Source organism: Shewanella sp. AC91-MNA-CIBAN-0169 (assembly GCF_040310165.1).
Taxonomy (GTDB): Bacteria; Pseudomonadota; Gammaproteobacteria; order Enterobacterales; family Shewanellaceae; genus Shewanella.
This window is the reverse complement of sequence record NZ_JBEOPM010000002.1, coordinates 226,578-238,734: the sequence shown is the minus strand read 5'-3', so window position 1 is coordinate 238,734 and position 12,157 is coordinate 226,578. Positions and strand designations below refer to the sequence as shown.

The window sequence follows — 12,157 nt, the reverse complement described above, 5'->3', positions numbered from 1 at the left end:
AAAAGAGACCATAGAATATTCGAGTAGCAAAAGTGAAAAACCAATAAGGAAATACAATGTTGTTCAGTCGATTTAGTGGTAAATGTCTTATTGCATTAGGTGCAATATTGTTGTCGATGCAGGTACAGGCGCTCACGCTTGGCCAAGCTGCACCCGACTTCACCTTAAAAAACCAGCAAGGGACTAACCTCAATTTAGCCGAGCAACGTGGCGAGATTATCTTGATCAACTTTTGGGCATCTTGGTGTGGACCATGCCGTAAAGAAATGCCGATTTTGCAAAAATTACAAGACAAGTATCAAGACCTCGGCGTTCAAGTCTGGGGCATTAATGTTGAACAAGAAAACCAAGCAGGCAAAGACTTTCTAGCCGATCTTGATTTACGTTTCCCAATATTTTTCGACCAAACCAATTCTTTGTCTAAGACCTATCAAGTTGAAGCCATGCCAACCACAGTGATTATTGATCGCGATGGTAATGTGCGCTTTGTATTTCAAGGCTATAAAGACGGCTTTGATAAAAAGTATGCTGCCGCTATTAAACAGCTGATTAGGGAGTAAATTGATGAAAAAAACCTTATCTCCTCGTATCACTGCTTTATCGCTTAATTGCATTGCGCTATTAAGCTTAATTACTTTGAGTGGCTGCACGAGTATGGGCATTGAGCCTTGGGTTAAACCTTACGAGCGTCAAAATTTAGCCGACCCCATCATGCGCTTAAATCGCCATCCAAGTGCCAGCATGCATATGGCTCACGTACTTGAAGGTCGTGAATCGGCCCGTGGCGCTGAAGGAACCGGAGGTGGTGGTTGTGGCTGTAACTAATTTGCTCAATAAAAGCATTAAGCTATTCACGGCATTACTTGTCAGTATGACGTGCTTGTCTGCCCAAGCTGCAGTGCTCGATCCTGATCGCGCTGACGTGTTGTATCACAGCTACGAAGGCGGCGGCATGACCATTGATGGCCCGTCAGTGTTACTCAGAAAAAAGACCTCTGAATCGGTCGCATTTACCGCATATTATTATTTAGACAGTATTTCATCCGCATCTGTGGACGTTATCAGCACTGCCAGTGCGTACACAGAAAAGCGTAACGAAGGACAATTTGGGGTTGAATACCTGCATGACAAAACCTTGATGTCGTTTAACCTGCGTCAAAGTGATGAAGACGATTATTTAGCCCAATCATTTAGCATCAATGTGTCACAAGACACCTTTGGCGATTTAACCAATTTAAATCTGGGTTTGTCTTATGGCGATAATGAGATTCGCCGCAATGGTGACGACCAGTTTGAAGAGCAAAGCGAGCAATATCGGATTCGCGCTGGCATCAATCAAGTATTAACCCGCAACCTTACCGCAAGCTTTAACGTTGAAGCTATAGCAGACAGCGGCTATTTAAATAACCCATACCGCACAGTGAGATACATAGACAACAGCGTTCCATCTGGTGTGGCTTATCAGGCAGAAGTGTACCCAGAAACCCGCAACTCGTTTGCAGCAAAGTTCTCGGCCAGTTACTTTTTACCTTATCGCGCAGCCTTGTTTTTTCATTACCGCCACTTTAACGACAGCTGGGAAATCACCGCCAGTGATGTAGAGCTTGGATATCGACATCCACTAGGCGACAGTATCGAATTAGAATTTAAAGTGCGTTATTACCAGCAAACTCAAGCTGAATTTTACAGTGACTTGTTTCCTTATCGCGACGCGCAAAACTACCTTGCACGCGACAAAGAACTCAGTGACTTTAGCGACATCACTTACGGGATAGGCATTACCTATCAATTACCCGCCTCGGTATCGTTTGGCGACACGCGTTCAGAAGCATCGCTGCAATGGGATTATATTGACTTTCAATACAATAACTTTAGAGACCCTACCGCAGATGGCGGAGTGGGCAACGAACCGTTTTATGGTTTCTCTGCCAATGTCATCCGCGCTTTTGTCAGCGTGTATTTTTAATTGATCGCCCTAAATATTGATACTTTTAACAACGTAATTGCCAAGGCCATAACTATGACAACCAACCGTAAATGGGGTTCTTTCTTAACGCGGTTATTCGCAGCAGCATTATTGATGGCTGGCTTATTTGCATTACCAGCCCAAGCTGAAGATACCAAACAAGGCAATGGTGCATTAGCCAGTGAGCTTGAAGACATTAAAAGCCAAGTACTAAAACTCAATCGCGATTTATTTATTTTAGAAGAAGATTTGTTGTTTCCTGCCAGCACCCAAATCGCGGTATTTGTATCGGTTGATGTGGGCCGATTTCTCAAACTCGACAGTGTTGAGTTAAAAATTGACGACAACAATGTCAGCGGCTTTTTATATACCGAGCGTCAACGTAAAGCATTAGAACAAGGCGGTATTCAGCGTATTTACTTGGGTAATATTAAGATGGGACCTCACCTGTTAACAGCCATATTTACCGGCAATGATGCCGAAGGTCGTACTGTGCAACGGGCCATTAGCCATAATTTTGATAAAACCGATGAAACAGTAATGATAGAACTCAAAGTCGAAGACAGTGAATCAAGCTATCGGGCTGATATCAAAGTCGAACAGTGGGTATTGTAAACAACAATGGCCGTTAACACTCAATCATTTAGCCTTATGCTAGCTCACATCGGTAACCAACTCACACGAATTTTGGGCTGTGCAGCCATGCTATGCAGTTGCTTAACCCTCTTGCACACTACCGAGCTTCAAGCGGCAGAAAAATCAATAAAAAACTCTGTAAGTGTATCTGCGCCTAAAACCGATCTAGAAGATAAATTTTACCGCCAAGCATTGTACTTTTATTTTGCTGGCGATTATGGCGCAGCATTGAGGCAAATTAGCCTCAACCGTCAACGCAAAGAGATCTATTCTGATCGCAGCCAATTGTTCGAAGCCGGACTACAAGTGTCGATTGGCTTGCACGAGCAAGCCACCCAAACCTTGGCACAATTTGAACAACAGCAAGTAAATACTTCGACCCAAACCACAGCGAATAACAGTACTAATACCAATAGCAGCAAAACGAAGTCAGCCACATCGCCAACTGAATTATTATTAATCGCTTTGTTGCAGCTCAGCGAACAGCAAATTGAACACGGCAACATTGATACAGCCAAACTTACGCTAGGCAGAATTACCACATTACTGCCCGATTATGTCGAGCAATATCATGTATTAAACCAATTAGCTTATTGGCCAGATACGCCGCCATTAACCGCCCAAGTACAGCAATCAACATCAGAAGATGACCAGTCACCAACAAGTTCATCTGCCGCTTACATCGCCTTAAACCAGGCGTTGTTGCACATGAAGCAGCAGCAATACAGTGCGGCACAACCTATATTAATTGAGCTTAAAAGCCAACAATGGCAGCCACCCAAAATTAATTTTTGGCAGCAATTGTTTAACCCTTTTGCAGAACCCGACATTTTTGACGATAACGATGAGTTATTGCCAGAAGTTAAAGACGCCTTGTTGCAACAACAGGCCATCAATGATTATGCAAAGTTACTGTTGGCACAGTTGTATGTCGCCAATAAACAATACGATTTAGCCTATAACGAACTGAGCGATTTTCCTGAGCAAAGTCCTTATGCTGAATCCGCTTTGTTTTTATTTGCCTACTCGGCCCAGCAACAACAGCACTATGACATGTCGTTTAAGTTGCTATCGCTATTGCAGCAGCAATACCCCTACTCAAATTTAGCCTGGCAAGCCGCGTTGTTAACTGCAAAACAAGTCAGTGAGCAGCAATCTTTAGCACAAGGATTAACCTTGTATCAGCAAGCTGAACAACTGTATTTACAAAAAATTGTCGAAATAAAAGGGTTTGCAGAAACAGTTAGCACCATTAGCAATGTCACCGACTTTGCCAGTAAGACAGCAGATCAACAAACACCTTCCTTGGCAACCAAGTCTGACGCGTTGGAACTTATCCTTACTGAACGTTTTAGCACTGATTCGCCTTGGCTAAAAAAAGCCTTAAATGATCCGCAATTAGCGACCGATTATCACACCTTATTAAGCCTTGATTTACTTAGCGACAATGTGCAAAAACAACAGATTAACAGTCAATGGTTAAAGGACACTTTAGCGCTCAACACCCAGCGCCAAGCCCGCGTCATTGAACAACAAAAACAGCTCGCCTACACAGAGATGATTAACGCTCTCACAGAGCAAAAACAACGTATTGCCAAGATTATTGATCAAGCAGAAGCTGAACAAAATGCCCAAGTGTTTGCCGACCCAAGTCAGCAACAATGGATAGACCGTATTGATGCCAGCCAAGCCAGGTTAACTACATTGGCGACTCAACGTAATATCGACGACGAACAACAAAGACTTGATAGGATTAAAGGGGTGTTGCAGTGGCAATTACAGCAAACATTGCCACAACGACTTTGGCAGCATAAAAAAAGCCTGAAGCAATTAACAACACAACTTGAACAGCTTGAACGACAAGCCAATCGATTTAGTGCATTGTCGAGTAACACCCGCTTGTTATCTGACTTTGAGTTACGTCAACAACAAACCCAAACCGACATTAACAGCACGAACGTTAATATTACCGGACTGCGTGACAAAACCGACCGAGATATTCGTGGCAAAATGAGCATTTTTACCCAGCAACAACAATATACGTTACAGCAACTACTGCTCACCACTCGCCACCAAATGGCCAATGTATTAGAAAAAATGTCACAAGCAGACACTGCGCCAATCAATCCCTTCTCAGCAAACGAATCGGCGGTAAACAAATCGACTGAAAGTGATTCCACTGTAGTTGAGTCAGCTGCACAAGGAGCGCGCTAATGTCAGTATCGGCTTATTTATCAGGCGCATTAATCTTAATCAGTGGTATTGCATTATCGGGGTGCTATAGCAGTGGGCAGGCTGATTATGCTCAACAAGCTAAACGCACTAGCTTAGGCGATTTGGCCAACAAACGCAGCAGCGAAACGGTGGCGAGTGTTGAAATGAGCCAAACTCAACGCAGTGCCAAGTTGGCTAATATTTATCAACAATTGCTGACACTTGAGCCCGATCCTGAAATCCGGACGCACGTTGAATATCGCTTAGCGCAAATCAATACCGAATCATTTGAAACACAATCTTATACAGATCTGGATGATGAGTCGCAACCAGACAGCCAAGTGTTAGCTCAGTTGACGCAAAACGATGCGGCATTGCAAAAATTAGTTAACGAATATCAACAGTTATTGCAGCGTTATCCAAAGCGACCTGAAAACGAGCACATACAATATCAACTAGCTAAAGCGCTCGATTTACAAGGCAAGTTGGATGCGAGTTTGGCTGAGGTTGAATCATTACTGCGACACTATCCGCAGACAATGTATCTTGCCGAGCTTAACTTTAGACGCGGTGAAATCTATTACAACTTACAGAATTACTCTGCAGCCATTACAGCATATCAGCAAGTATTAACCGCTAATGATAATCAAAAATACCAATTGAACAGTTTATATATGCTCGGCTGGTCCGAATTTAAACTCAATCGACTTGCCAATGCCGACAAAGCATTCTTGCAAGTGTTTGAAGCCTTAGTGGCCGGCCAGCAAAGTAATCGTGATGTTGCAAACTTAACCTCCGACAACTTTGCTTTTGAAAAGCTCGGCAGCCGCGCGCAAAATTTGGCGATTGATACCCAAAGAGTATTGAGCATTTCTTTAAGCCAACAACTGCAATCTCAGTCGTTAGTTTCCTTAGTTAACGCGAATCAATCCTTGCCGAATATCAACTTATACCAGCATGTATTGTTTGCCAATTTGGCCCAATTTTTACTCGATAAAAAACTCGACCATGATGCAGAGCTAACTTATCAGGCATATATAGATTTAGCCTCAGACAATATTTGGGCAGCTCGCTATTCGCTAGATTTGCTCGACCTTTATCAGCGTCAAGGCAAGTTTGCAGCCATGCATCAGCTGAAAAATGACTATGTTAATCAATATGGTCTTAGCAGCACTTTTTGGGTAAATGCCAGCACAGCGCAGCAAGCAGAGTTATTACCACAACTGCTTAGCTTTAGTGACGAGCATAGCCGCCGTTTGTATGCCGATGCACAAACTCAGCAAGGTGCACAACGAATTAGCGCTTTCGCACAGGCTGCCAGCGCATTAAAGACCTATTTACAATTGGCCAAATTACCTCAAGCCAGCACGTTACTCACTAAAGATATTCTTAATGACGAGTACTTGTTTGCTGACGCCAATTTTGAAGCCAAACAATATCAGCAAGCGCTTGCCAGTTATTACGCCATTGCCTATGACACCACAGCAACGTCGGCAGCCTTGCGTAAGATACAACAGCAATCGGCTTACGCAACAACCGTCACCATACGCGAAATCATTTCGCAACATGATCAAAGCCAACAAGGTCAGAACCAACAAAAACAAAGTGGTCAAAGTAATACTGATGATTACAATAAACTCATTTCACAACGTAATCAGCTAGATAAAGACTTTATCAATCAGTATCCATCTGACGAGCGTGCCTTACAGCTCGCCAGTAACGCCGCCCAATATTCGTTTGATGCTAAAAACTACACCGACCTTAAATACTTTACTGATTTTGTATTACAAGCCCACGACATTCACACGATCAATAATGCGGTAAGCTCAGTGCAAACTGCCACGCCGTTGTCAGACTCTGCCCGTAAGCAAGTGCAGTTTGTTAGCCAGCTTTATGCTAATAGCTTGTATCAGCAAGAGCAATACGCACAGGCAGAAGAAGGTTACATTTTAGCGCTGCAATATACAGACAAGAGCACAGGCTCATGGTCTGAAATGCGTAATCTGTTAGCTTCTAGCATTTACTTCCAGGCTCAAGCGGTTAAACAAACACAACCAGAATTAGCCGTAAGCCAGTTATTACGCGTTGCTCAGGCAGTGCCTGAATCAAAATACGCGGTTAATGCCGAACTCGACGCTGCAAACCTGTTGCTTGAACAACAACGCTGGCAAGAAGCGGTTGACGTACTAAAGCCGTTTCAACAACGTAATCCCGACCATCAGTTTAGTGCGGCTATTCCGGCAAAATTAGCTCAATCCTATGAAGCACTTGCCCAGTGGGATTTAGCCGCAGAGCAGTTATTGATTATCGTAGCCAAAGAAGATTCTGGTGCGCTGAAGCGTGAGGCCTTGTACACGGCAGCAGAGTATTATTTAAAAGCAGGCGATAACAGTAACGCACTCAGCACCTTTAGAACTTATGCAAAAACCTACCCACAACCGTTTGATGTGGCACAAGAGGTTCGCTTTAAAATGAGTGAGTTTTATCGCCAAAACGGTGAAGCCAATAAGCAATATTACTGGTTTAGGCAAATACTTAGCTTCGATCGCAAACAATTGCAGCAAGATGCAAATGCTATTCAAGCTCGCCAAATTGAACTCGCCTCTATCGCAGCATTTTCCTTGGGACAAGCTGAACAACGCAGTTTTGCGGCAATTAAACTCGACGCACCTTTACAAAAAAGCCTAAAGCGCAAGCAAGAGGCGATGAAAAAAGCCATTGGTTATTATCAACAAGTGCTCGACTTTCAGTTGGCTAAATTCGTTCCCCATGCGACATACAACCTCGCAGAAATGTATCGCCAACTGGCAACCGACATGATGAGTTCACAACGTCCAGGCGACTTAGATGAACTGGCTTTAGAAGAGTACGAGATTTTATTAGAAGAACTGGCTTATCCATTTGAAGAAAAAGCCATCGAAATCCACATCAGCAACACCCAGAGAGCATGGGATGATATATACGATCAATGGATTGAAAAAAGCTTTGAACGCTTGGCACAAATGTCCCCTGCCCTTTATCAAAAACAAGAGTTAACGCATGAGGTTATCGATGCTATCCATTAAGTCATTATTTACCTCATCGACACCGAAACTGGCACTATTCGCGCTAGTAAGCCTTATGCTGTTACCCGGTTGTAGTACATCACCTAGCGGCACTAACGCCAACAAGCAAACCACTACGGACCCAAGCCTAAAGGGCATGGACAAAGACATTGTCGACTTAGTTAGCCTCAATACAAAAAGTGTCAATAACAGCACCAGTATCAGTGCTGGCTCAACAGATAACCGTAATATGTATCTTGAACAAGCCTCACAGCGGTTAGCCGATGTGCCCACATCGGTATTGAGTCAATATCAGCAAGCCATTAGCCAAATGAAAAACCAGCAATGGCAAGCGGCGAATAGTTTGTTTGATAAAGTGATTGTTGCAGAGCCTCAATTGTCGGGCGCCTATGTCAATAAAGCCATCATAGCGATAAATCAGCAGCAATTAGATCAAGCCGATACACTGCTCGCAAAAGCGATTGCGGTTAATAACAGCAATCCTTATGCGCACCAAATTAAAGCTAATATCGCAAGGGTACAAGGCCAGTATGCTCAGGCTGAGCAAGGTTATTTAACGGCGCTAACTCTGTGGCCTCAATACCCACAAGCACAATTAAATTTGGCGATTTTATTAGAGTTATATCGCGGTAAGTTGTTGCAAGCCCGCCAATACTACCTGGCGTATTTGGCTAACCAGCCAAATGATGAACAAGCCAAACGTTGGCTCGCTGGCGTAGAAATAAAAATTCAACGCGCAGGGTTAACATTACCCGACAATGCTAATGGAGCAGGCTAAAATGACCATGCTAAAAGTGTTTCAAACAACGCGTTGTCTTGGCGTATTGCCGCTGTTTTTAGCCACTTGTTTACTGAGTGTATCAGCTCAGGCTACGGCCAATGATGACACTGAAAAGCAACAAGCGGTGAAACCAGCGAGCAACAAACCTGTCGTCATTCAAAGCCAAGTGACGGGCTCACAAGAGCAACCCAAAGTGCTTTATATTATGCCATGGCAAGGGATCAATAATCCGATAGACATTAACAACGAAGGCATGCGACTGACGCTGCCTGAGTTTAGGCCTATCAATCCAAAAGTATTTCGACAACAAGTCAGGGATTTTGCCAACGGCACACCAGAAAATAATCAATAAACACCCTGTAATAAGCTTTTAAATAAGCCATTAAATAAGCCATTAAATAAGCAACATGCTAGCCAAAAACTGAGTAACACCTAACAAAAATAATTGAACACCTGTAGCCATTAACGCCAGGGTTCAATACGACAATAAGAGAAGGAACATCACATGAGTTTTACCGACCATATCATTGCGTTTTTACAAAATGGCGGCCCATTTATCTATCCTATCGCCTTAGTGTTAGTGGTCGGTTTGGCCATTGCCATTGAGCGCTGGTTATATTTAAGCTCTGCACATCGTAGTAACCAGCACGCTTTTGCGCTGATTAAAAATGCCTTAAAAACAGGTGACATCAATACCATTAGTCAGCATGCACAAAACCATAAAGCGCCTGTGTTTGACGTGTTGCAGTCTGGTATTGCCCGTATATCAAGTGCAAGTCGCCGTGAAGACGTAGAATACGCCATGGAAGAAACCGTGATGGAATACATGTTACGCCTTGAAAAGCGTACGCCATTTATAGCAACGCTCGCTAACATCGCCACCTTATTGGGTCTATTAGGTACCATTATGGGCTTAATCGCAGCATTCTCGGCAGTGGCTAGCGCCGATCCAGCTGAAAAAGCCAACTTATTGTCTTCTAGTATTTCGGTTGCGATGAACACCACCGCATTTGGTTTGATTACCGCCATTCCGCTGATTTTATTTCACTCAAGCCTACAGACTAAAACGGCAACCATCGTTGACTCAATTGAAATGGCAGGCATCAAACTGCTCAATTCATTGTCATTTAACAAGCAAACGGATAACAACCGAGGCTAATGAGTATGAGACGCCGTCGTCGCCCTAATACCCAAGACGCAGAACTGGATATCACCTCATTCATGAATTTGATGATTGTGTTAGTGCCAGTACTTCTGCTGAGCTTGGTGTTCTCACAAGTGCGTATTTTGAATCTGCAATTGCCGGTATTGTCTGAAGCTGAGCAAGCACAAGATGATCAAGAACCTAAAATACTCGAATTGGTGATAACCCCAGCTCGCTTAGCACTAAACTACCCAGCCGGCATGTCACTTAAACATTTTGAACTGACTGATAAAGGTTATGATTTCGCCGCGTTGTCTGTTTATCTACAAGACTTAAAGCTGACATTTCAACAACAAGGTATTGAAAAAAATGACATCATATTGTTACTCGACCCAGCGGTTGACTATCAAACCATCGTGTCTGCCATGGACACTGTGCGATCATTTAAAGCGGTAGTGGCAGCCAATTTAGTTGATGCTGAATTGTTTCCGATGATCTCATTAGGTGATGCGCCTGCCGTTAATGATGCAGACATCGCCACACCGGCGCAGACCACTATTGGAAAACCAGTAGGAGCTAAGCCATGATGAAGCAATCGGCAAGAAGCCGCAGATTAGCTAAACACCACAAACGCTTAAAAGCTGGCAGTAAGCTCAACCTTGTTGCATTAATGGATATTTTTACCATTTTGGTGTTTTTCTTAATTGTGAATCAATCTGAAGTGCGAGTACTGCAAAATATCGAAAAAATCAGTTTGCCCGTGTCTGTTGCAGATGTACTGCCAGTTGAAAACCTGGTGATTACAGTGTTTACCGACACCGTATTAGTGCAAGAGCGCCCTATATGGCAAAAAGGTACTGATGAAATAGGCTTAACCGAACAACAAAATCCTGAGTTTATTAATGCCTTAACCAACGAATTGACCTATCAAGCCAGTAAACGCAGCGAGCTTAGCGAAACCGAGCAACAAAATGGCCGGGCAGTAACCATTATTGGCGATGCATCAACACCTTATGTGGTGCTTAAGCAAATTATGGCTGCTTGTGCTGCAACCGGTTACCGAGATATTTCGTTGGCGGTTGAACAACAAGCAAAACAAGCTAATGGTGAGGGCTAATATGACAACAGCAACCTTACACCATCACCAAACCAATCAGAGCTTTAATGATTTAGGCGACTTATTTAAACCCAGTAAACAAGACAAACTGTTTAAACAGATTTTGTGGTTGTTGCTGTTAGTTTATGTCGTCTTTGCGGTCGTAGTGCCCATGCTTGAACAAGTTGAACTTCCACGTGAAGTAAAAGAGCAAGTACCACCGCAATTAGCCAAAATCATCTTGCAAGAAAAGCAATTACCGCCACCGGCCAAAGCAGAAGAGAGGCCAGAGGTGAAACCGCCTGAGCCAGAACCGCTGCCAAAGCCTGAGCCTGCACCACCAGATGAAAAAGTACCAGAAAAGTCTGTTGAACAAGCTGTAAAACCTCAAGTTGTTCAACCAGTAACACGTGACGCTGCAAAAGAGAAAGCCAGCACATCAGGCTTAGCGGCGATGAAAGATGAGCTTTTTTCAATGCGCGAAGCCTTTGATATTAAACCTACAGCGCAACGCAAACTTGACCAAACCACGTCTCAAGAAGTCAAAGTAAAACGTGATTTATTAGCTGGTGCGGCCAATAAACAAACTGACAGCTTGGCAAAATCAACTATCAGTAAAACTGTTGCAGCAGAATCGTTAAGTGGCAACCAAACTCAACAAATACGTTTAGCAAAAGAAGAAATATTAGCTACCCAAGGTGCCTCTGCAGAAAAAGCCAGTCAAGCTAGCCAAGGTGGGCAACGTTCTGAAGCAGCATTAAGACGAACATTAGAGGCCAATAAATCGCGGCTTTATTCGTTGTACAATCGTGCACTTCGAAAAGATCCGTTTTTAAAAGGCAAAGTGATGTTTGAAATTGTCATACAACCCAATGGCAATATCAGCAAGGTAACGATTAAATCAAGCGAACTCAATAACCCCAAGTTAGAGCGTCAATTAACCTTGGTATTACGTTCAATAAGCTTCCCAGCAGAAAAAGTCGCGCTAATGACTACTATCTGGGCTATCGACTTCTTCCCGAGTTGATGGGCATAAACCTTATATGTCGATTGATCAAAAAAAGCAGGTAATGAGAAAACTCGTTACCTGCTTTTTATTTGGGGCAATATATCAAATGATTAACTGACAAAATAATCGCCAAAACAAGGTAAATTCAGTGCAATTTTAGATCTAGAGATGCCTTGACACATTCCTCAGATAATCATTTTTTACACCTCATATCTTGTTTTCAGTCTCGGGTGATTGTATCGGAGT

12 protein-coding genes are annotated in these 12,157 nt (G+C 43.3%); all 12 read left to right on the top strand.

What is annotated here, in order from left to right:
* Positions 1–56: 56 nt before the first annotated feature.
* Positions 57–560 (top strand): TlpA family protein disulfide reductase, encoded by a 504-nt coding sequence (locus AAEY98_RS03470; protein WP_101087756.1) that lies wholly within the window; start codon positions 57–59, stop codon positions 558–560.
* Positions 561–564: 4 nt separating this feature from the next.
* Positions 565–825, top strand: coding sequence for a DUF4266 domain-containing protein (locus AAEY98_RS03465; RefSeq protein WP_137226525.1), 261 nt, complete (start codon positions 565–567; stop codon positions 823–825).
* Positions 812–1,966 carry a DUF3570 domain-containing protein gene (locus AAEY98_RS03460; RefSeq protein ID WP_242445187.1) on the top strand — a complete coding sequence of 385 codons (1,155 nt, stop codon included), beginning with the start codon at positions 812–814 and terminating at the stop codon, positions 1,964–1,966. Before AAEY98_RS03465 ends, AAEY98_RS03460 begins: the two co-directional genes overlap by 14 nt.
* 54 nt (positions 1,967–2,020) lie before the next feature.
* The gene (locus AAEY98_RS03455) at positions 2,021–2,581 is read left to right on the top strand and encodes an AraC family transcriptional regulator (protein ID WP_351014979.1); all 561 of its coding nucleotides are present in this window, start codon (positions 2,021–2,023) and stop codon (positions 2,579–2,581) included.
* A 6-nt stretch (positions 2,582–2,587) separates the two neighbouring features.
* Positions 2,588–4,816 carry a tetratricopeptide repeat protein gene (locus AAEY98_RS03450; protein WP_351014977.1) on the top strand — a complete coding sequence of 743 codons (2,229 nt, stop codon included), beginning with the start codon at positions 2,588–2,590 and terminating at the stop codon, positions 4,814–4,816.
* The gene (locus tag AAEY98_RS03445) at positions 4,816–7,881 is read left to right on the top strand and encodes a tetratricopeptide repeat protein (RefSeq protein ID WP_351014975.1); all 3,066 of its coding nucleotides are present in this window, start codon (positions 4,816–4,818) and stop codon (positions 7,879–7,881) included. The genes AAEY98_RS03450 and AAEY98_RS03445 overlap by 1 nt, the downstream gene beginning before the upstream one ends.
* Positions 7,868–8,659: a tetratricopeptide repeat protein gene (locus AAEY98_RS03440; RefSeq protein WP_351014974.1), complete on the top strand. Its 792-nt coding sequence runs from the start codon at positions 7,868–7,870 to the stop codon at positions 8,657–8,659. Before AAEY98_RS03445 ends, AAEY98_RS03440 begins: the two co-directional genes overlap by 14 nt.
* A 1-nt stretch (position 8,660) precedes the next feature.
* Positions 8,661–9,014, top strand: coding sequence for a hypothetical protein (locus AAEY98_RS03435; protein WP_351014973.1), 354 nt, complete (start codon positions 8,661–8,663; stop codon positions 9,012–9,014).
* A 153-nt stretch (positions 9,015–9,167) separates the two neighbouring features.
* Positions 9,168–9,821: a MotA/TolQ/ExbB proton channel family protein gene (locus tag AAEY98_RS03430; RefSeq protein ID WP_351014972.1), complete on the top strand. Its 654-nt coding sequence runs from the start codon at positions 9,168–9,170 to the stop codon at positions 9,819–9,821.
* Positions 9,822–9,826: 5 nt separating this feature from the next.
* Entirely contained in the window at positions 9,827–10,393 is a 567-nt protein-coding gene (locus AAEY98_RS03425; protein ID WP_351014970.1) for a biopolymer transporter ExbD, read from the top strand.
* Positions 10,390–10,923, top strand: a complete 534-nt coding sequence (locus AAEY98_RS03420; protein ID WP_101087747.1) for an ExbD/TolR family protein — start codon at positions 10,390–10,392, stop codon at positions 10,921–10,923. Before AAEY98_RS03425 ends, AAEY98_RS03420 begins: the two co-directional genes overlap by 4 nt.
* 1 nt (position 10,924) lies before the next feature.
* Positions 10,925–11,929: an AgmX/PglI C-terminal domain-containing protein gene (locus tag AAEY98_RS03415; RefSeq protein ID WP_351014968.1), complete on the top strand. Its 1,005-nt coding sequence runs from the start codon at positions 10,925–10,927 to the stop codon at positions 11,927–11,929.
* Positions 11,930–12,157 lie beyond the last annotated feature (228 nt).

Excerpts from the sequence above, each read along its gene's own strand:
- AAEY98_RS03425 (WP_351014970.1), top strand. The coding sequence starts at position 9,827 with ATGAGACGCCGTCGTCGCCCTAATACCCAAGACGCAGAACTGGATATC.
- AAEY98_RS03440 (WP_351014974.1), top strand. The coding sequence starts at position 7,868 with ATGCTATCCATTAAGTCATTATTTACCTCATCGACACCGAAACTGGCA.
- AAEY98_RS03435 (WP_351014973.1), top strand. The coding sequence starts at position 8,661 with ATGACCATGCTAAAAGTGTTTCAAACAACGCGTTGTCTTGGCGTATTG.
- AAEY98_RS03455 (WP_351014979.1), top strand. The coding sequence starts at position 2,021 with ATGACAACCAACCGTAAATGGGGTTCTTTCTTAACGCGGTTATTCGCA.
- AAEY98_RS03465 (WP_137226525.1), top strand. The coding sequence starts at position 565 with ATGAAAAAAACCTTATCTCCTCGTATCACTGCTTTATCGCTTAATTGC.
- AAEY98_RS03470 (WP_101087756.1), top strand. The coding sequence starts at position 57 with ATGTTGTTCAGTCGATTTAGTGGTAAATGTCTTATTGCATTAGGTGCA.
- AAEY98_RS03430 (WP_351014972.1), top strand. The coding sequence starts at position 9,168 with ATGAGTTTTACCGACCATATCATTGCGTTTTTACAAAATGGCGGCCCA.
- AAEY98_RS03420 (WP_101087747.1), top strand. The coding sequence starts at position 10,390 with ATGATGAAGCAATCGGCAAGAAGCCGCAGATTAGCTAAACACCACAAA.
- AAEY98_RS03415 (WP_351014968.1), top strand. The coding sequence starts at position 10,925 with ATGACAACAGCAACCTTACACCATCACCAAACCAATCAGAGCTTTAAT.
- AAEY98_RS03450 (WP_351014977.1), top strand. The coding sequence starts at position 2,588 with ATGGCCGTTAACACTCAATCATTTAGCCTTATGCTAGCTCACATCGGT.
- AAEY98_RS03445 (WP_351014975.1), top strand. The coding sequence starts at position 4,816 with ATGTCAGTATCGGCTTATTTATCAGGCGCATTAATCTTAATCAGTGGT.